Raw genomic sequence first — 20,245 nt, 5'->3', positions numbered from 1 at the left:
CAACCGTTTATACACTTATCCGCGAAGGCGCGACCTTGATCCAGAATGCCGACGATGTGGTGGAGGCGGTGGGCAGCATCGACATCCGCATGGTGCGACAGGGCAGTTTCGACTTTGCAGGCGAACCGGTGTCCAGCGACGTTGCGGCGAGTGAGCGTAGCGCGGTCATCGCGCTGCTGGGCCATGCGCCGGTTCCGGTGGACGAACTGATCCGCCTGAGCGGGCTTAGCCCGGCGGTGGTGCAGACGGTGCTGCTAGAACTGGAACTGGCCGAGCGGCTGGACCGGCTGGCGGGGGGACGGGTGAGTTTGCGGTGAGGAATGACGCCCAGTCGAAACGAACGGAGCAAAATGGAGGCAACCAACCCCCAACTCTTTTGTCACCAGAGATGCCAGCCTTCGCTGGCATGACGGCAGCGCTAGGGGCTGGCGCTCCCCCTACATCTCCCCTAATCACACGCACCGCTTGACGCCCGCCGTCATCGCCTTCCAGACTCGCGCGTACGTGTGAGGCATCAAAGTTCGGGGCCGTAAATGCAGCTTGTCATCGTCGAATCGCCTGCCAAGGCCAAGACCATCGAGAAATATCTGGGCGGGGATTTTCATGTTCTGGCCAGCTACGGCCATATCCGCGATCTGCCGGCCAAGGACGGGTCGGTGGACCCTGATGACGGCTTTGCGATGCAGTGGGAAAATTATGGCGACAAGGGCAAGCAGCTCAAGGCCATTAGCGACGCAGCCAAGGGCGCGTCACGATTGATCCTGGCGACTGACCCTGATCGCGAAGGGGAAGCGATCAGCTGGCATGTGCAGGAGGTGCTGCGGGCCAAGAAGGCGTTGCCAGCGCAAGTGGACCGGGTGACGTTCAACGCGATCACCAAGGCCGCCGTGCTGGACGCCATGGCCAAACCGCGCGCGCTGGACGAGGATCTGATCGACGCCTATCGCGCGCGCCGGGCGCTCGACTATCTGGTGGGTTTCACCCTGTCGCCGGTGCTGTGGCGCAAGCTGCCGGGCGCCAAGTCGGCGGGCCGGGTGCAATCGGTCGCGTTGCGGCTGGTGGTGGAGCGGGAGCGGGAGATCGAATCCTTCACTCCGCAAGAATATTGGTCGGTCGCGGCGGAGATGGAGCAGGACGGCACTGCCTTTACCGCGCGGCTGGTCCGCTGGAAGGGCGAGAAGATCGAGCGGCTGACGATCGGTCGCGAGGGCGACGCGATGGCGGCCAAGGCCGATGTCGAGGCCGGACGCTTCACGGTGGAGAAGGTCGAGACCAAGCCGCTCACCCGCAATCCCCCGCCGCCCTTTACGACATCGACCATCCAGCAGGAAGCCGCGCGCAAGCTCGGTTTCTCCGCCAGCCATACGATGCGGATCGCGCAGCAGCTGTATGAGGATGGCGCGATCACCTATATGCGGACCGACGGCGTGCAGATGGACAGCAGCGCCATTTCCGCCGCCCGCGCCGCGATCGCGCAGCGCTATGACGGCGGCTATGTGCCGGACAAGCCGCGCATCTACCAGACCAAGGCGAAGAATGCGCAGGAAGCGCATGAAGCCATCCGCCCGACCGATTTTTCGCTCGACAAGGTTGGCAGCGGCGATCATGCGCGGCTCTATGACTTGGTGTTCAAGCGGGCGCTGGCCAGCCAGATGGCATCGGCGCGGCTGGAACGCACCACGATCGACATGAACGACGCCACCGGCACGCACACGCTGCGCGCGACGGGGCAGGTCGTGATCTTCCCCGGCTTCCTGGCGCTGTATGAGGAAGGCCGCGACGATAGCGATGACGAGGACGGCAAGCTGCTGCCTCGCATGAGCGAAGGCGACGCGCCTGCCAAGAAGAAGGTGAGCGCCGAGCAGCATTTCACCCAGCCACCGCCGCGTTACTCCGAAGCATCGCTGGTCAAGCGGCTGGAGGAATTGGGGATCGGGCGTCCGTCCACTTATGCCTCAACGTTGCAGGTGCTGAAGGACCGCGACTATGTGCGGATCGAGAAGAACCGCTTTTTCGCCGAGGAGAGCGGGCGGCTGGTGACGGCCTTTCTGGAGCGCTTTTTCGAGCGCTATGTCTCCTATGATTTCACCGCGGGGCTAGAGGACGAGCTGGACGATATTTCCGGTGGCCGTGCCCAATGGCAGGCGGTGCTGGAAGCCTTTTGGAAGGATTTCAAGCCCAAGACCGCCGAGGTGATGGAGCAGAAGCCGAGCGACATTACCGCAGCGCTGGACAAGTTTCTGGAACCGATGCTGTTCCCGCCCAAGGCCGACGGCAGCAATCCGCGCGCCTGCCCGCTCTGTGGCGAGGGGCAATTGTCGCTGCGTGGCGGACGGTTCGGGGCGTTCATCGCCTGCTCCAACTATCCCGAATGCAAATATACTCGCAAATTCGGCCAGCCGGGCGGCAAGGATGGCGAGGATACGGGACCGGAAGTGCTGGGGAAGCATCCCGAAACCGGGCAGGATATCGTCAAGAAATCCGGCCGCTTTGGTCCCTATATCGAAATGGGCGAGGGCAAGGAGGCCAAGCGCGGGTCGATCCCCAAGGATCTGCCCGATGGGGAACTGACGCTCGACTGGGGCGTCAAGCTTTTGAGCCTGCCGCGCGAAATTGGCCTGCACCCCGAAACGGGCAAGCCGATCGTGGCGAATATCGGGCGTTTTGGTCCCTATCTGCTGCATGACGGCAAATATGGGCGGCTGTCATCGACGTCGGAGATTTTCGAGGTCGGGATGAACAGTGCGGTGGTGAAGCTCGCCGAGGCCGCCAACCGTGGACCGCGCAGCGCCGGGCGGGAGCCGCTGAAAGTGCTGGGCGCGCATCCGCGCACGGAAGCTGAGATCAAGCTGATGGAAGGGCGCTATGGCGCCTATGTCACTGACGGCACGACCAATGCGACCCTGCCCAAGACAGTGGACAAGGACCAGCTGACGCTGGAGGAGGCTGCGCAACTGATTGACGCGCGGGCAGCGGCGGCACCGGCCAAGAAGGGCGCGAAGAAGAAAGCCGCACCCAAGAAGGCGGCGGCGAAGAAGGCCACATCCAAGGCCGATAGCGCGGCGAAGAAGCCGGCGGCAAAGAAGGCGCCGGCCAAGAAGAAGGTGGCGGCGGCAGAGTAAAGCGGTGCGTGTTCCCGCGCAGGCGGGAACCCAGTTCGGAGGGCGGGACTGGGTTCCCGCCTTCGCGGGAACACATATGGCTGTTCTTACTCCACCCAGTCCAGCCCGATGTCGCGGTAGATGCCGCGATCATTTTCCCAATCTTCCTTGACCTTGACGTGCAGGTAGAGGTGGACCTTCACCCCCAGCAGGTTGGCGAGTTCCTCGCGCGCTTTTGAGCCGATTTCCTTGAGGCGCTGCCCGCCTTTGCCCAGCACGATGGCGCGCTGGGTCGGGCGGCCAACCAGGATTTGCTGGTGGATTTCGACCGATCCGTCCTGCCGTTCCTTATATTGTTCGGTATCGACGGCAGCCGCATAGGGCAGCTCAGCGTGGAGCTGATGATACAGCTGCTCGCGGGTGATTTCCGCCGCCAGCATCCGGTCGGTCGCGTCCGACACCTGATCTTCGGGGAAATGCCACGGCCCTTGCGGCATGGCGGCGGCAAAGGCAGCCTTCAATTCGGGCAGGCCATCGCCGGTTGCGGCGGACACGAAGAAGATTTCGTCGAAGCCCAAAGTGTCGTTCAGCACCTGGGTATGGGTCAGCAGCTTTTCCTTGATGGCGATATCCACCTTATTGAGGATCAGCCATTTGCGTTCGGTGCGATGCTTGAGCGCTTCGATGATCGGTTCCAGCTTGGGGCCACGGCCTGCCTTGCCATCCACCACCATCGCGATCAGGTCCGCGCCCTGCGCGCCGCCCCAGGCCGCCTGCACCATGGCGCGGTCCAGCCGCCGCTTGGGCGCGAAAATGCCGGGCGTGTCGACCAGCACCAGCTGCGCGTCGCCCTCGATCGCAACGCCCATCACGCGGGTGCGCGTGGTCTGCGCCTTGGCACTGGTGATCGCCACCTTCTGCCCCACCAGCGCGTTGACCAGCGTGGACTTGCCCGCATTGGGCGCGCCGACAACGGCAATGACGCCGCAGCGCTGATTGGTTTCTGAAACTTCCAAATTATACTCCGTTCGCCTACGGCAATTTCGTCATTCCGGCGAAAGCCGGGATCCCGCTTCTTCGGTCCGGCGTGGAAGAAGAAGAGCGGGATCCCGGGTCAAGCCCGGGATGACGATGATGTGTAGGCCTATTATGACTTAAGTGAAAGCTGGCACTACCCCGTCAGCTTCTCCAGCAACGCTGCCGCTGCCGCCGTTTCCGCTTCCTGTTTCGATCCGCCGGTCGCGCTGGCCTCGCCCGCGCCCTTGATCGTTACCGATACGACGAAGCGCAGCGCGTGGTGGGGGCCGGAGCGATCCTTGACCTCATATTCGGGGGGCTTGCGCTTGTTAGCGGCGGCCCATTCCTGGAGCGCGGATTTGGGGTGGCGCGGGGCCGCGGTCTGGGTGTCCACCCGGTCAGCCCAGAGGCGGCGCACCAACGTGCGCGCTTCCGCCAGCCCCGCCTCCAGATACAGCGCACCGATCAGAGCCTCCATGACGTCACCCAGCACATTGTCGCTATTGGCCGCGCCATCGTCGCGCGCCTGCTTGCCCAGCACCAGATGGGTGGGGACGCCTGCCGCGCGTGCCACCTCTGCGCAGGTTTCGCCTGACACCAGCGCATTGAAGCGGCGCGACAATTTGCCTTCGGGTTCACCCGCAAAGCGTTCGAACACCCATTCGGATACCAGCAGCCCCAGCACCCGGTCGCCCAGAAATTCCAGCCGCTCATAATTGACCGGATTGGCGCTGCCATGGGTCAGTGCCTGCTGGAACGGCGCAGGGTCGCGCGGCGGACGCCCGATCAGCGCCGCCAGCCAGCCATCGGTGTCGGGCAGGGGTGCCTTATGGTTCAAAAGCCTTCCCCGATCCGGTTCCAGCGGGCCGCCGAAACCCAGGTCCAGGGCAGCAGCCAGTTGGCGCTGCCGTCGGTCGAAAATACCGAGATCATAGCCTTGCCGACCAGATTTTCTTCGGGAACAAGGCCGATGCCGCCGCCCTCGACTGCCGGGAAGCGGCTGTCGGCGCTGCGATCGCGATTGTCGCCCATCATGAATAAATGCCCCTGCGGCACCAGCACCGTGTCGCGATCATCCGCTGCGCCGTCCGGCACGAGATCGAGGACATTATAGCTTTTCGCGGGCGCATCCTTGGTCGCTGGCAGGGTTTCGCGATATTGCGGGTAGCGGCACTGCTTGCCACCGCCGGTTGCGGCTTCTTCGAAATCGGGGCGATAGCAGGGGGACTCTGCGCCTTCCTTCGCTGCCGCGTCGGTCATGTTCGGGGTCACTGGAATGACGAGGTCGGCGACCTTCTGCTTGGGGATGGCCGCGCCGTTGAGGTAAACGGTGCCACCGCGCACGGCGATCATGTCACCGGGCAGGCCGATCACCCGCTTGATATAGTCGTTCCTCTGGCTCGGCGGCGCCTTGAACACCACCACGTCGCCCCGGTTGGGGGTGGACGCGAAAATGCGGCCGGGGATCAGCGGGATACTGAAGGGCAGCGAATAGCGCGAATAGCCATAGGGCCATTTGGCGACCAGCAGATAGTCGCCGATCAGCAGGCGTGGCTGCATCGATTCCGACGGGATATTGAACGGCGAAATGATGAAACTGCGCAGCACAAAGACGAACAGGCCCAGCCTGGCGAGGAACCAGATAAAGTCCCGCGTTTCCGATTTTGCAGTCATGGGTGGTCGTTCTATCCCTGTGAAATCGCCGATAAGGCGGCCGTCGCGGCTTTTGAGGCTTGGCGCAGGACACGTCAAGCGCGTCCTGACCGATGCAATTGGTCGAAACATTGGCTAAAGAAGCCGAGAATCGGCAGGTGCAGCGCCGGTGTCGATTTCATCGAAGAGGATATTCCATGCCCAGTCCTGCACTGGCGGCCATCGCCGCCCTGCCGCAAGCCGACCTCAAGTCGATTTTCACGACCGATCCCGATCGCCTGTCCAAGCTGGTGCTGAGCCAGGGACCGATCCGGTTCGACTGGTCCAAGACCCATTTGACCGATGATCTGATGACCGGATTTCTGGCGCTGGCGGACGAGCAGGGCTTTGCCCGGCGGCGCGACGCGCTGTTTGCGGGCGAGGCGGTGAACAACACCGAAGGCCGCGCCGCCGAACATCCCGCAGAGCGCGGAGAGGGGACCCCAGACAGCGTCGCCCATGCCAAGATGCTGCACAACCGGATGCGCGGCCTGATCGACGCGATCGAGGCCGGGGCGCTGGGCGAGATTCGCCATATCCTGCATATCGGCATTGGCGGTTCGGCGCTTGGTCCCGACCTGATCGTTGATGCGCTGGACGGCGACGGGGTGCGGTATGACGTGGCAATCGTGTCCAATGTCGATGGCACGGCGCTGGAACGGGCGATCGAGGGCTTTGATCCCCACGCTACGCTGATCGCCATCGCCTCCAAGACCTTCACCACCAGCGAAACCATGCTGAACGCGGCAAGCGCTATCAACTGGATGGTCGAGGGCGGGGTGGATGATCCCTATGGCCGCGTCGTCGCGCTGACCGCCGCGCCCGACCGGGCAATGGAATGGGGCGTCGATGAAACCCGCATCCTGCCCTTTGCCGAGTCCGTGGGCGGGCGTTACTCGCTCTGGTCGTCGATCGGCTTTCCCGCTGCGCTGGCGCTTGGCTGGGATGCGTTTGAAAGCCTGCTGGAGGGCGCGGCCGAAATGGACCGCCATTTCCGCCTGTCCGATCCAGCCCAGAATATCCCGCTGATCGCAGCCTTTGCCGACCAATATTATGCGCGTGTGCTGGGTTGCCAGACCCGCGCCGTGTTCGCCTATGACGAGCGGCTGGCGCTGCTGCCATCCTATCTCCAGCAGCTGGAGATGGAGAGCAATGGCAAGGCGGTGAAGCTGGACGGATCGCCGGTCGATGGCCCGACCGCGCCGATCACCTGGGGCGGGGTGGGGACGGACGCGCAACATGCCGTGTTCCAGCTGCTGCATCAGGGGACGATCATCACGCCGGTCGAGTTTATCGCCGCGATCGAGCCGGGCCATGCGCTGGACCCGGCGCATCATCGCGCCCTGCTGGTCAACTGCTTCGCGCAGGGGGCAGCGCTGATGCGCGGCAAGGATAATGCCGCCGACCCGGCGCGCGCCTATCCCGGCAACCGGCCGTCCACGACCATCCTGATGGACGATGTGACCCCGCACGCGCTCGGCGCGCTGATCGCCTTTTACGAGCATCGCACCTTTGCCAATGCAGTGCTGATGGGGATCAACCCGTTCGACCAGTTCGGCGTAGAGCTGGGCAAGGAGATTGCCAAGTCGATAGAGACCGACGGGGCGACGGGGTTCGACCCATCGACCATGGCGCTGATCGAGATTGCGCTGGGGGCGGAGTAGATCACAACAGCCGTTCGTTTCGAGCGCAGTCGAGAAACGCGGAAGCGGCGCTGCACGCTTCTCGACACGCTCGAAGCGAACGGAGGTGGTTTGGCTACCAGCAGCAAGATTCCCGTTTGTAACTCCCGCGCCCAACCGCCATATCCCCCGCACCCAATCGGAGGCCAGGCATGAGCGAGTTTGATTTCGACCTTTTCGTCATCGGTGCAGGATCGGGCGGCGTGCGTGCGTCGCGCGTGGCGGCGGCGCATGGGGCGAAGGTTGCGGTGGCCGAGGAATTTCGCGTGGGCGGCACCTGCGTCATTCGCGGTTGTGTGCCAAAAAAGCTGCTCATCTATGGCGCGCATTTTGCCGAGGATCTGAAGGACGCCCGCCGGTTCGGCTGGAACGTCCCCGACTGCGGCTTTGAATGGACCACGCTGCGCGACAATGTGCTGGGCGAGGTCGATCGGCTGGAGGGTCTCTACAAGAATACGCTGAATAGCCATAAGGTCGAGATGATCCCCGAACGGGCGGTCGTGACCGGACCGCACAGCGTGAAGCTGGCGAGCGGACGGGAAGTCACCGCCAAATATATCCTCGTCGCGACCGGTGCCTGGCCGATCATGCCGGAGATTGAGGGCGCGGAACATGGTATCACCTCCAACGAGGTGTTCCATCTGGACGAATGTCCCAAGCGGATCGTCATCGTCGGTGGCGGCTATATCGCCAATGAATTTGCGGGTATCTTCCACCAGTTCGGCAGCCATGTGACGATCGTCAACCGGTCCGGCACGCTGCTGCGCGGCTATGACGAACAGATACGCGACCGGCTGCTCCAGATTTCGATGAGCAAGGGCATCAACTTCCGTTTCAATGCGCAGATGGAGCGGATCGAAAAGACCGAGGATGGCACGCTGTGCGTCCACTTTCAGTCGGGCGACCCGGTGGCCGCCGACGTCATCCTGTTCGCGACCGGGCGCAAGCCCAATGTCGATGGGCTGGGGCTGGAGAGCGCGGGCGTCGATCTGGACGACAAGGGCGCGATCAAGGTCGATGAGTATAACAAGACGAGTTGTGAGAGCATCTATGCCGTGGGCGACGTCACCGACCGGCTGCAACTGACCCCGGTGGCGATCCGTGAGGGCCATGCCTTTGCCGACACCGTTTTCGGGGGCAACCCGCGCACGGTCGATTATGACTGCGTGCCGTCCGCCGTGTTCAGCCACCCGCCGCTGGCCGGTGTCGGCATGACCGAGGCGCAGGCGAAGAACAAGCTGGGGACGGTGAAGGTCTATACGTCCGATTTCCGCCCGATGAAATATGTGCTGGCGGGGCGCGAGGAGCGGGCGCTTTACAAGATGATCGTGGATGCGACGACCGACCGGGTGGTGGGCCTGCACATGATCGGTCCCGATGCGCCAGAGATATTGCAGGCCGCTGCCATCGCGGTGAAGGCGGGGCTGACCAAGCAGGATTTCGACGACACGGTGGCGCTGCATCCCAGCATGGCGGAAGAGCTGGTGCTGTTGAAATAGGACTATGTGTTCCCGCGCAGGCGGGAACCCAGATCAGACGTTTGAACTGGGTTGCCGCCTGCGCGGGAACACTCAGGCTTGAACGAACGTCACCACCAACGCATCGCGCCAGGCCGGTTGGGCGGGATCGACGGCGTGGATTTCCGTCACCCCGTGCAATATCCGCTGATCGTCGATCAGCATCGCGTCGCCCGGTTCCGCCAGCATGAACTCCCCCAGCGCCGTGCCGTCGGGGGCGCCGATCCGCGTTACGCCTTCGCGCACATTGCGCCGCTCGATCAGCATCACGAACACATGGTCCACCCCGTCGCGGTGCAGGCCTTCGGGCGTCGGGCGGCCGACTTCGCCGGGCTTTGCCTCGATACGGAATTGATGCATTTCGACATGGGCCGGACCCGTCATAGGAAAATGCGCGGCGCAGAAGGCGAAGATGGCGCGGCAGACGGGATTGTCGACGGTGGCCTGTTCGACCGGATCGAACCAGCGCTGCACGTCGCCGTTGAGCGCATTATAGTCGCGGCTCTGATAATGGGGCTGGTGCGGCTGGCGGGTGAAGGCACCATCCTCGCACCGAAAGGTCGCGTGGCGGCGGCGGCGATAGCGTCCGCCATCGGCCATATAGAGGTCCGGCCCCAGATCGGTCCAGCTATCGGCGAAAGCGCGCCAGTCCGCCATATCGATGCCCAGTTGCGTGAAACTTTCTTCGCCCGACAGCCGTGCATAGCCAGTCGTCGCGAGGGCGTCAGTTACGGGGTCGATCAGCGCGCTATCGGTCATCATGCCTCCCTACTACCCTGCTGAAACGAGCAATAGGGCCGCTTTCCACATGGTGGCGTCACCCGATCCAGTAGGGGACGATCTGGCGATTGTCCGGGTCGACATGGATCGGCCGGTCGGCGGGCGGGAAGGCACGCTGATCGCAGCTCTGGCGCGAACAGAGGCGGCAGGTGATGCCGATCGGCGTTGCCGCGCCCTCATCCTCCAGCCGCAGTCCGTCGGCATAGACGAAGTTGGCAGCATGGGCGGTCTCGCACCCCAGCACCACGGCAAAGCGGCGCGGGGTGCGGCTGTAGCTGCCCGATGGTTTCACCAGCCCCTTGGCCATCGACACATAGCGCACCCCGTCAGGGGTCTCGCCCAGTTGCACGTTGATCCGGTCGGGGATGGCGACGGCTTCATGGACATTCCACAGCGGGCAGGCACCGCCGAAACGGGCGAATTGCAGCCGGGTTGCGCTATGCCGCTTGGTGATGTTGCCCGCCATATCGACGCGGCAGAAGAAGAAGGGGATGCCGCGCAGGCCGGGGCGTTGCAGCGTGGAGAGGCGATGGCAGGCCTGCTCGAAACTCACGCCAAAGGTGCGGGCCAGCCGGTCGATATCGTGGCGCATGACCCGCGCTGCCTCGCGAAACGGGGCATAGGGCATCAGCAGCGCACCGGCGGCATAATTGCCAAGGCCGATCGCCAGCAACCGATCCGCGCCCGCGACCGGCAGGGCGGCCTTTGTCACGACGTCGGCGATGACTGCCTGCCCCTCCAGCATCATCAGCTGGTGCGCCAGCATGAATTTGCGACTTTCGGTCGGCAGCGCCGCGTTGATGAACAGGCGCCTGTCCGTCGCGCTATAGGATCGCAGCGCGCTGTCTGGCGTGTCGGCGATCAGCGTTTCGATGCCGTGCCGCCGCGCCAGCGCCTCGACCAGCATCCCTTCGTCCAGCGCCTGACCTGCGGTGAAGCTGGCGGCCATATCTTCGGCCAGGCAGTCGATCGTATGGACATAATTGCCCGCCTCATGGAACCAGTCGCGCGCCGCCTCCCACGGCAGGCGCGCCTGCACCGTGCTATCGTTGGCGATCGCTTCTTCGATCATGTTGATGCGTTCGTTGGCGCGGATATGGGCGTTGTAAAGGTCGAGATAGCGGGCCGCGAACTCAGGGAATTGCAGGTGCAATTTCTCGATCCGCTCCGGCTCCAGCGCGACGCCGGGCAATTCGGGATGGCTGAGCGCAAAGGTGAAAGCGCCGAGCATCTGCTCATCCTCGCGCGCGTCGAAACTCGCCCAGTCGGTGGGAAAGGCATTGGCCAGCGCCGCCTTGACCTTGGCGGTCAGCGGACGATCGTCATTTTCCATCTGGGACAGGTAGGACACGGATATGCCCAGCGCCTGCGCCATCGTCGCCTGATCCATGCGATGGTCGAGGCGCAACTGGCGGAGCCTTGGTCCTGCAAAGATACGATTGCCGCGTGCCATGGTGGTTGCCTGTCCTTTGTCTAACCCAACCGCAGTTCGTTTCGAGCGAAGTCGAGAGACCGGTGCGCGACGTTTCTCGACTTCGCTCGAAACGAACGGAAGGAAGTGTGGGCGACCCTAATTTGCGAAGTGGTGATTTGCAAATTAGCAAATTTGCATTTGCGAAAAATCGCAAAGACGGGAAAAGGGCGTCATAACAGGTCCGTGTCCTGACCGGAGAGATATGCCTATGTCGAAGCTCGCCATTATCGAACAGCTGGAAGCCAAGCGCGAAGGCGCGCGCATGGGGGGCGGCCAACGCCGCATCGACGCGCAGCATGGCAAGGGAAAGCTGACCGCGCGCGAGCGGATCGAGGTGTTGCTGGACGAGGGCAGCTTTGAAGAGCTGGACATGTATGTCGAGCATAATTGCACCGACTTCGGCATGGATGAGGCGCATATTCCCGGCGATGGCGTCGTCACCGGTTCCGGCACGATCAACGGTCGGCTGGTGTTCCTGTTCAGCCAGGATTTCACCGTCTATGGCGGCGCGGTGTCGGAACGGCACGCGATGAAAATCTGCAAGATCATGGACATGGCGCTGAAAGTCGGCGCGCCCGTGATCGGCCTGAATGACAGCGGCGGCGCGCGGATTCAGGAGGGCGTGGCGTCGCTGGCGGGCTATGCCGAGATTTTCCAGCGCAATGTGCTGGCGTCGGGCGTGGTGCCGCAGATCAGCGTCATCATGGGGCCATGCGCGGGCGGCGCGGTCTATTCGCCCGCGATGACCGACTTCATCTTCATGGTGAAGGATAGCAGCTTCATGTTCGTGACCGGCCCGGACGTGGTCAAGACGGTGACGAACGAAGTGGTGACGCAGGAGGAACTGGGCGGCGCGGTGACGCATACGACCAAGTCGGGCGTGGCGGACGTGGCGTTCGAAAATGATATCGAGGCGCTGCTGGCGGTGCGCGATTTCGTCGACTTCCTGCCCGCGTCGAACAAGGAACCGGTGCCGGAGCGGCCGAGCGCCGACCCGTGGGACCGGATCGAGCCGAGCCTCGACACGCTGATCCCCGCCAATGCGAACCAGCCCTATGACATGCACGAACTGATCAAGAAGATCGTGGATGAGGGCGATTTCTTTGAGGTGCAGCCCGCGCACGCAGGCAATATCATCTGCGGCTTTGGCCGGGTCGAGGGGCGCACCATCGGCGTCGTCGCGAACCAGCCTTTCGTGCTGGCGGGTGTGCTGGACATCAACTCGTCCAAGAAGGCGGGGCGCTTCGTGCGCTTCTGCGATGCGTTCGAGATACCGATCGTGACGTTGGTGGACGTGCCGGGCTTCCTGCCGGGCACCGCGCAGGAGCATAATGGCATCATCAAGCATGGCGCGAAACTGCTGTTCGCCTATGCCGAAGCGACCGTGCCGAAAATCACCATCATCACGCGCAAAGCCTATGGCGGCGCCTATGACGTGATGGCGTCCAAGCATCTGCGCGGCGACCTGAACTATGCCTGGCCGACAGCCGAAATTGCGGTGATGGGGGCCAAGGGCGCGGTCGAGATTATCTTCCGCGGCAAGACGGCGGACGAGATTGCCGAGCGCACCGCGGAATATGAAGCGCGCTTCGCCAACCCGTTCGTGGCCGCGTCAAAGGGCTTTATCGACGAAGTGATCCAGCCGCACTCGACCCGGCGGCGGATTGCGCTGGGCCTGCGGAAACTGCGCAACAAGGCGCTGGAAAATCCGTGGAAGAAGCACGACAATATTCCGCTTTAACTGAAGTTCCCCTCCCGCCTGCGGGAGGGGTTAGGGGAGGGCATGTTCCTCTCGAAAGACTATCCGTTGCCGGATTGGACAGGCCCTCCCCCGTCCCCTCCCGCAAGCGGGAGGGGTGACAAGACGCATGAAACTCGGTCGGCTCAATCATATAGGCGTTGCTACGCCCAGCCTGGAAAAGAGCATCGCTTATTATCGCGACGTCATGGGCGTGACGAAAATTCACGAACCGTTCGACCTGCCTTCGCAGGGGGTGAAGGTGTGTTTTGTCGATACGCCTGGCGAGAATGGGACTGCGGGGACGCAGATCGAGCTGATCGAGCCGTTCGATGAGACGTCGCCGATCACCGCCTTTATCGCCAAGAACCCGGCCGGGGGGCAGCATCATATGTGCTACGAAGTGCCGGACATTCACGAGGCGAAGGCGTGGTTCGAGGCGAAGGGTGCGCGGGTGCTGGGCGAGCCGCGGATCGGGGCGCATGGCACGCTGATCTTTTTCGTGCATCCCAAGGATATGAACGGGGTGCTTACCGAGATCATGGAGACGCCGAAGGAGGCGCACTAGGCATAAAAACCTCCCCCCCGCCGGGGGAGGCGCGAGACTTGGGGGATGCGCAGCAGACCCTTAGTCGCAGCGGAGAGGGGGTACGACGCCTGATAGGGCGAACCCCCTCTCCAACTTCGGCTAGGCAGGCAAGCTGCCAAGCCTGCGTATCCTCTCCCCAACGGGGAGAGGGAGTAAGGGTAGAAGATGACCGACAAGCCGACGCTGGACCAATGGGCCGCCGCTGCCGCCAAGGAAGTGAAGGGCAAGGATTTGACCTGGCAGACCCCGGAAGGGATCGCGGTCAAGCCGCTCTACACGGCTGAGGACGTGATCGTCGATCCCGGCCTGCCCGGTTTCGCGCCGTTCACGCGGGGCGTGCGCGCGTCCATGTATGCGGGGCGGCCCTGGACCATCCGTCAATATGCGGGCTTTTCGACTGCCGAGGAATCCAACGCCTTTTATCGCCGTAACCTCGCCGCCGGGCAGAAGGGGCTGTCGGTCGCGTTCGACCTCGCCACCCATCGCGGCTATGACAGCGACCATCCGCGCGTCACCGGCGACGTCGGCAAGGCTGGCGTGGCGATCGACACGATCGAGGATATGAAGATCCTGTTCGACGGCATTCCGCTCGACAAGATGTCGGTCAGCATGACCATGAACGGCGCGGTGATCCCGATCCTGGCCTTCTTCATCGTCGCGGGCGAGGAGCAGGGGGTCGACCGCAAATTGCTCGACGGGACCATCCAGAACGACATCCTCAAGGAGTTCATGGTCCGCAACACCTATATCTACCCGCCCGAACCCTCGATGCGGATCATCAGCGATATTTTCGGCTATACCTCGCGCGAGATGCCCAAGTTCAACAGCATCTCCATTTCCGGCTATCATATGCAGGAAGCGGGCGCGACGCAGGTGCAGGAGCTGGCCTTCACCATCGCCGACGGCATGGAATATGTGAAATATGGCGTCGCGTCGGGCCTGGACATCGACAAGTTTGCAGGCCGCCTGAGCTTCTTCTTCGCGATCGGCATGAACTTCTTCATGGAGATCGCCAAGCTACGCGCCGCGCGCGTGCTGTGGCACCGCGCCATGACGCAACTGGGCGCCAAGGACGAGCGCTCCAAGATGCTGCGCACCCATTGCCAAACCAGCGGCGTGTCGCTGACCGAGCAAGACCCCTATAACAACGTCATGCGTACCACGATCGAGGCGATGGCCGCGATGCTGGGGGGCACGCAATCGCTCCACACCAATGCGCTCGACGAAGCCATCGCGCTGCCCACCGATTTTTCCGCCCGGATCGCGCGCAATACGCAGATCGTGATCCAGGAGGAAACCGGCATGACCAAGGTGGTCGATCCGCTGGGCGGCTCCTACTATGTCGAGGCGCTGACCCAGCAGCTGGTCGATGAAGCCTGGGCGATCATCGAGAAAGTGCAGGCCGATGGCGGCATGGCAAAGGCCGTGGCGGCAGGCTGGCCCAAGGCGATGATCGAGACGGCGGCAGCGGCGCGGCAGGCGCGGGTCGATCGCGGCGACGACGTGATTGTGGGCGTGAACAAATACCGCCTCGCGAACGAGGATCTGCTAGAAACGCTCGAAGTCGACAATGCCAAGGTGCGCGAGGGCCAGATCGCCCGGATCAACCGGGTGAAGGCGGAGCGCGACAGCGCCAAGTGCGAAGCGGCGTTGCAGGCATTGCGCGATGGCGCGGCCAGGCCGTCCAGCCTCGACAACAACCTCCTCGCCCTCGCCGTGGAGGCCGCCCGCGCCCGCGCGACGCTGGGCGAAATCTCTTCGGCGATGGAAGAAAGCTTCGATCGCTACGGAACCCAGCCGACGCCGGTAAAGGGCGTCTATAGCGCGCCTTACGAGGGCGACAGCCGCTGGCAACAGGTACTCGACGGCGTGCAGGCCGTCGAGCGGCGCCTCGGTCGCAAACCCAAACTCCTCATAGCCAAGATGGGGCAGGATGGGCATGACCGGGGCGCCAACGTCATCGCGTCCGCGTTCGGCGATATGGGCTTCGACGTGGTGTCCGGTCCGTTGTTCCAGACGCCCGACGAAACCGTGGTGCTGGCCCTCGACAGCGGCGTCGATGTGGTCGGCGCATCGTCGCTGGCGGCGGGCCACAAGACGCTGATCCCGGACCTCATCGCCAAGCTGCGCGAGGCGGGTCGCACCGACATCAAGGTGATTGCGGGCGGCGTCATCCCGCCGCAGGATTATGACTTCCTCCGTGACGCGGGCGTCCAGGGCATTTATGGACCGGGCTCCAATGTCGTGGAATGCGCCGCCGACGTGCTGCGCCTCCTCGGCCACAACATGCCCCCCGCCGGGCTGGAGGACGCCGCTTGAATACTCTCTTCATCCTGATCCGCACCCAACAGCCGTTCGTTTCGAGCGTAGTCGAGAAACATTGGCACGCGGCTTCCCGCTTCTCGACTTCGCTCGAAGCGAACGGAGGTGGTGAGTGACCATGACGGCCATCACCGCCCGCACCGACTGGACCCGCGCCGAAATCGCGGCGCTGTTCGACCTGCCGTTCAACGATCTGATGTTCGAGGCGCAGTCGATCCATCGCGCGAATTTCCCGCGTAACGAGGTGCAGCTTTCCACCCTGCTGTCGATCAAGACCGGCGGTTGCCCGGAAGATTGCGGCTATTGCAACCAGTCGGCGTCGGCGGAGTCTGGCCTCAAGGCCGAAAAGCTGATGAGCGTGCAGGCGGTGATGCAGGCAGCGGCGCAGGCGAAGGATGCGGGCAGCTCACGCTTCTGCATGGGCGCGGCCTGGCGCAACCCCAAGGAGCGGGATATGCCCGCCATCGTCCAGATGGTGAAGGGCGTGCGCCAGATGGGCATGGAAACCTGCATGACGCTGGGGATGCTCAACGAGGGCCAAGCCAAGGTTCTCGCCGACGCGGGCCTTGATTATTACAACCACAATATCGACACCTCGCCCGAACATTATGAGAAGGTGATCACCACCCGGACGTTCGACGATCGCCTCGAAACGCTGGAGAATGTCCGCAATTCAGGCATCAACGTCTGTTCCGGCGGGATCGTCGGCATGGGCGAGACGCGCGAGGATCGCGTCGGCTTCCTGCACGCGCTGGCCGTGCTGCCGACCCATCCGCAAAGCGTGCCGATCAACGCGCTGGTGCCGGTCAAGGGCACGGTGCTGGGCAATATGCTGGCCGACACGCCGCTCGCCAAGATCGACGAGATCGAATTTGTGCGGACCGTCGCGGTGGCACGGATCGTGATGCCGGAGAGCATGGTGCGGCTGTCGGCGGGGCGCGAGAGCATGTCGGATGCGTGCCAGGCTTTGTGCTTCATGGCGGGCGCGAACAGCATCTTCACCGGCGACAAACTGCTGACCACGGCCAACGCTGGCGACAATGCGGATGCGGCGTTGTTCGCGAAGCTGGGCGTCGTGCCGATGCAGGCCGAGGTGAAGGTTGCGATGGAGGCGGCGGAGTGAGCAAGCCGAGCGCCTTGAAGATCGGACTCTTTGTGGTGCTCAGCATAGCCTATTGGCTGATTGCTATGATTGTCATTCTGTTGGCGGCACTCGGCAATTGCGGGATGGGGCCGGATGCTTCGGCCGATTGCAATGGTATCTCGCCAGCAATTACAGGAGTGTTGTCGCTCCTGATTTTTGCAGGACTTGCTTTTGCCTATTTCAAGACCCGGCTTTCGGGAGTGGATAAGTAATAAATCAGCTTCCGTTCGCCCTGAGCTTGTCGAAGGGCCGCACTTCGTTCGGAGTGAAGAACAGGGCTTCGACAGGCTCAGCCCGAACGGGTTGAGAGGAATTATATAGGACTGGGACAGGGAATAACATGGCAATCACCAAGATCCTGATCGCGAACCGTGGCGAAATTGCGTGTCGTGTTATGCGCACGGCCAAGAAGATGGGTATCAAGACCGTCGCGGTCTATTCCGATGCCGACGCGCGCGCGCCGCATGTGTTGATGGCGGACGAGGCCGTGCATATCGGCCCGTCGCCCGCGGCCCAATCCTATCTGATCGCCGACAAGATCATCGCGGCCTGCAAGCAGACCGGCGCGGACGCGGTGCATCCGGGCTATGGTTTCCTCTCGGAACGCGAGAGCTTCCGCAAGGCGCTGGACGCGGAAGGGATCATCTTCGTCGGGCCGCCCGCCAACGCCATCGCCGCCATGGGCGACAAGATCGAGTCCAAGAAGCTGGCGCTGGAAGCGGGGGTCAATGTCGTGCCCGGCTTCGTCGGCGTGATCGACGATACCGAACATGCCGTCAAAATCTCCAACGAGATTGGCTATCCGGTGATGATGAAGGCGTCGGCGGGCGGCGGCGGCAAGGGGATGCGCCTTGCTTACTCCGAGCAGGACGTCCGCGAAGGCTTTGAGGCGACCAAGCGCGAAGGGCTCGCCAGCTTCGGCGACGATCGTGTATTCATCGAAAAGTTCATCGAAAGCCCGCGCCATATCGAAATTCAGGTGCTGGGCGACCAGCATGGCAATATCGTTTACCTCAACGAACGCGAATGTTCGATCCAGCGCCGCCACCAGAAGGTGGTCGAGGAAGCGCCCTCGCCCTTCGTCAGCCCCGAAATGCGCAAGAAGATGGGCGAGCAATGCGTCGCGCTCGCCCGCGCGGTCGGCTATTTCAGCGCGGGAACGGTCGAACTGATCGTGTCGGGTGAGGACAAGACCGGGGACGGCTTCTACTTCCTCGAAATGAACACCCGGCTCCAGGTCGAGCATCCCGTCACCGAGGAAATCACCGGCGTCGATCTGGTCGAACAGATGATCCGCGTCGCCAATGGCGAGAAGCTGGCCTTCACGCAGGACGATGTGAAGATCAACGGCTGGTCGATCGAAAACCGCGTCTATGCCGAAGATCCCTATCGTGGCTTCCTGCCCTCGACCGGTCGCCTGATCCGCTACAATCCACCCGAAACCGGCGCGGATGAGAGCGGCGCGCTGATCCGCGTCGATGACGGCGTGGAGGAGGGCGGCGAAGTCTCCATGTTCTACGATCCGATGATCGCCAAGCTGATCACTTGGGCGCCGACCCGCCCTGAAGCCATCGACAAGCAGATCGAGGCGCTCGACAAGTTCGAGATTGAGGGGCCGGGCCACAATATCGATTTCGTCTCCGCCCTGATGCAGCATGAGCGGTTCCGGTCGGGCAATATCACCACCGGCTTCATTGCAGAGGAATATCCCGACGGCTTTCAGGGTGCGCCTGCGTCACCCGAATTGCTGGTGCGCCTGTCGGCCATCGGCGCGTTCGCCGCAATGGCGCAAGCCGACCGCGCGCGTCGGATCGACGGACAGCTGGGCAAGCGCCTCGCCCCGCCGACCGGCTGGCAGGTCAAGATTGGTGACGCGATTCATGACGTCGAGATCGACGGCGATGAAGTAACCGTCGATGGACAGCCCCTCGACATGGCGCTGGAATATACGCCGGGCGATCGCCTGATCGAGGCGGAATTTGGCGACGAGCAACTCGCCGTCCGCATCGCGCCGGTGCGGTCCGGTTTCGTGCTGACCTGCCACGGGGCCAGCCACAAGCTGCGTATCCTGCCCGCCCATGCTGCACCCTATGCTGCGCACATGATCGAAAAGATCCCGCCAGACCTGTCGCGCTTCCTGATCTGCCCGATGCCGGGCCTGCTGGTAGCCCTGCATGTGGGCGAGGGCGACAAGGTCGAGGCCGGGCAGCCACTGGCCGTGATCGAAGCGATGAAGATGGAAAATATCCTCCGCGCGCAAAAGGCTGGCGTGGTGAAGAGCGTGTCGGCGGCGCAGGGCGACAGCCTGGCCGTGGATGCGGTGATTCTCGAAATGGAATAGGCGCAAGCTGCGTCGCAGGAACAAGGGCCGCTCCGCTTAAGCAGGGCGGCCCTTTGTTATTTAATGTTTCGCTGGGCTGTCCCGCCTTGCCCCGGTCCCGGCCTTTCCCTTAGCAGCCGCAGCATGACCAGCCTGCGACAGACCGTCCTCCGCCTTTCCGCCATCTTCACGGCCACGGTCGCGCTGCCGGCGCACGGTGCCGACGATGAGCAACTCTGGCTCCAGACCATCGCGCAGGGGCCGATCTCCGGCGACATCGTCTATTTCGCCGAAGTGCAGTCGCGCTTTGGCAGGGACATGGACGGGCTGGACCAGATGCTGCTGAGGCCCGCGATCGGCGTCAAACTGTCCGAACGACTGACCGTTTTTCAGGGTTATGCCTATGTCCGCACGCCGCGGTCCGGTGGCGGGGAGACGCGGGAGCATCGCAGCTTCCAGCAGATCAACTGGTCGCTGGGCAAGGTCGCGGGCGGGCCGCTCTCCTCGCGCACGCGGATCGAGCAACGCTGGGTGTCGAGCGGCGACGATATGGGCTGGCGACTGCGCCAGATGCTAAGGCTGGCGGTGCCGCTCACCAGCAAGCTGGGCGGCGTGTCGGCGCTGACCTATGCGGAATGGTTCGTGGCGCTGAACGATACCGACTGGGGCGCGCGTGAAGGGTTTGACCGACTGCGCAGCTTTGCCGGGCTGGAAGTGCCGATCGCGGGCAAGTCGACCGTGGAGGTCGGCTATCTCAACCAATATGTCAAAAATCGCGGTCGGGCCGATGATGTCGATCATGTCCTGCTGGTGACGCTGCAACTGCGCCGCTGAGGCACTTTTTTAGCCTGTCCTATTGCCCCCGCTTC

15 protein-coding genes and 1 pseudogene are annotated in these 20,245 nt (G+C 63.2%); 11 read left to right on the top strand and 5 right to left on the bottom strand.

Annotation, left to right across the window (positions count from 1 at the left end; all coding sequences use genetic code 11):
• Nucleotides 1–14 precede the first annotated feature (14 nt).
• Together KRZ98_RS04240 and topA are read left to right on the top strand one after the other, a co-directional pair.
• Nucleotides 15–317, top strand: a pseudogene (locus KRZ98_RS04240) (DNA-protecting protein DprA); the annotation flags it as partial.
• Nucleotides 318–533: 216 nt separating this feature from the next.
• Nucleotides 534–3,122: a type I DNA topoisomerase gene (topA, locus tag KRZ98_RS04235; RefSeq protein WP_217672364.1), complete on the top strand. Its 2,589-nt coding sequence runs from the start codon at nucleotides 534–536 to the stop codon at nucleotides 3,120–3,122.
• Between the two features lie 86 nt (nucleotides 3,123–3,208).
• On the opposite strand, the gene era is transcribed toward topA, so the two are convergent.
• The 3 genes from era to lepB all read right to left on the bottom strand — a co-directional run bounded on the left by era (nucleotide 3,209) and on the right by lepB (nucleotide 5,792).
• Nucleotides 3,209–4,117 (bottom strand): GTPase Era, encoded by a 909-nt coding sequence (gene era, locus KRZ98_RS04230; RefSeq protein WP_217672363.1) that lies wholly within the window; start codon nucleotides 4,115–4,117, stop codon nucleotides 3,209–3,211.
• Between the two features lie 155 nt (nucleotides 4,118–4,272).
• Nucleotides 4,273–4,956, bottom strand: coding sequence for a ribonuclease III (gene rnc, locus KRZ98_RS04225; protein WP_217672362.1), 684 nt, complete (start codon nucleotides 4,954–4,956; stop codon nucleotides 4,273–4,275).
• Nucleotides 4,953–5,792 carry a signal peptidase I gene (gene lepB / locus KRZ98_RS04220; RefSeq protein WP_217672361.1) on the bottom strand — a complete coding sequence of 280 codons (840 nt, stop codon included), beginning with the start codon at nucleotides 5,790–5,792 and terminating at the stop codon, nucleotides 4,953–4,955. The genes rnc and lepB overlap by 4 nt, the downstream gene beginning before the upstream one ends.
• 176 nt (nucleotides 5,793–5,968) lie before the next feature.
• Here lepB and pgi point away from each other — a divergent pair, with 176 nt between their 5' ends.
• On the top strand, nucleotides 5,969–7,474 hold the full coding sequence (gene pgi / locus KRZ98_RS04215) for a glucose-6-phosphate isomerase (protein ID WP_217672360.1): 1,506 nt from the start codon (nucleotides 5,969–5,971) through the stop codon (nucleotides 7,472–7,474).
• 170 nt (nucleotides 7,475–7,644) lie between these two features.
• Nucleotides 7,645–8,991: a glutathione-disulfide reductase gene (gene gor / locus KRZ98_RS04210; RefSeq protein WP_217672359.1), complete on the top strand. Its 1,347-nt coding sequence runs from the start codon at nucleotides 7,645–7,647 to the stop codon at nucleotides 8,989–8,991.
• A gap of 72 nt (nucleotides 8,992–9,063) precedes the next feature.
• On the opposite strand, the gene KRZ98_RS04205 is transcribed toward gor, so the two are convergent.
• Nucleotides 9,064–9,768, bottom strand: coding sequence for a 2OG-Fe dioxygenase family protein (locus KRZ98_RS04205; protein WP_217672438.1), 705 nt, complete (start codon nucleotides 9,766–9,768; stop codon nucleotides 9,064–9,066).
• 58 nt (nucleotides 9,769–9,826) lie between these two features.
• On the bottom strand, nucleotides 9,827–11,242 hold the full coding sequence (locus KRZ98_RS04200; RefSeq protein WP_217672358.1) for a short-chain fatty acyl-CoA regulator family protein: 1,416 nt from the start codon (nucleotides 11,240–11,242) through the stop codon (nucleotides 9,827–9,829).
• A gap of 229 nt (nucleotides 11,243–11,471) precedes the next feature.
• On the opposite strand from KRZ98_RS04200, the gene KRZ98_RS04195 reads away from it, so the two are divergent.
• From KRZ98_RS04195 to KRZ98_RS04165, 7 genes are all read left to right on the top strand, one after another.
• Nucleotides 11,472–13,004, top strand: a complete 1,533-nt coding sequence (locus tag KRZ98_RS04195) for an acyl-CoA carboxylase subunit beta (RefSeq protein ID WP_217672357.1) — start codon at nucleotides 11,472–11,474, stop codon at nucleotides 13,002–13,004.
• A gap of 127 nt (nucleotides 13,005–13,131) precedes the next feature.
• A complete protein-coding gene (gene mce / locus KRZ98_RS04190; protein WP_217672356.1) occupies nucleotides 13,132–13,569 on the top strand; it encodes a methylmalonyl-CoA epimerase in 438 nt (145 codons plus the stop codon).
• 186 nt (nucleotides 13,570–13,755) lie between these two features.
• Complete coding sequence (gene scpA, locus KRZ98_RS04185; protein ID WP_217672355.1) at nucleotides 13,756–15,909, top strand: methylmalonyl-CoA mutase; 2,154 nt, start codon at nucleotides 13,756–13,758, stop codon at nucleotides 15,907–15,909.
• Nucleotides 15,910–16,030: 121 nt separating this feature from the next.
• Nucleotides 16,031–17,035, top strand: coding sequence for a biotin synthase BioB (gene bioB, locus KRZ98_RS04180; RefSeq protein ID WP_217672354.1), 1,005 nt, complete (start codon nucleotides 16,031–16,033; stop codon nucleotides 17,033–17,035).
• Nucleotides 17,032–17,268: a hypothetical protein gene (locus tag KRZ98_RS04175; RefSeq protein WP_217672353.1), complete on the top strand. Its 237-nt coding sequence runs from the start codon at nucleotides 17,032–17,034 to the stop codon at nucleotides 17,266–17,268. The genes bioB and KRZ98_RS04175 overlap by 4 nt, the downstream gene beginning before the upstream one ends.
• 128 nt (nucleotides 17,269–17,396) lie before the next feature.
• Nucleotides 17,397–19,397 carry an acetyl/propionyl/methylcrotonyl-CoA carboxylase subunit alpha gene (locus KRZ98_RS04170; protein ID WP_217672352.1) on the top strand — a complete coding sequence of 667 codons (2,001 nt, stop codon included), beginning with the start codon at nucleotides 17,397–17,399 and terminating at the stop codon, nucleotides 19,395–19,397.
• 123 nt (nucleotides 19,398–19,520) lie between these two features.
• Complete coding sequence (locus KRZ98_RS04165) at nucleotides 19,521–20,210, top strand: DUF2490 domain-containing protein (RefSeq protein ID WP_217672351.1); 690 nt, start codon at nucleotides 19,521–19,523, stop codon at nucleotides 20,208–20,210.
• The last annotated feature ends 35 nt before the right edge of the window (nucleotides 20,211–20,245 follow it).

This window comes from Sphingobium sp. AS12, assembly GCF_019097845.1.
GTDB lineage: Bacteria > Pseudomonadota > Alphaproteobacteria > Sphingomonadales > Sphingomonadaceae > Sphingobium.
This window is presented reverse-complemented; position numbering and strand designations above follow the sequence as displayed.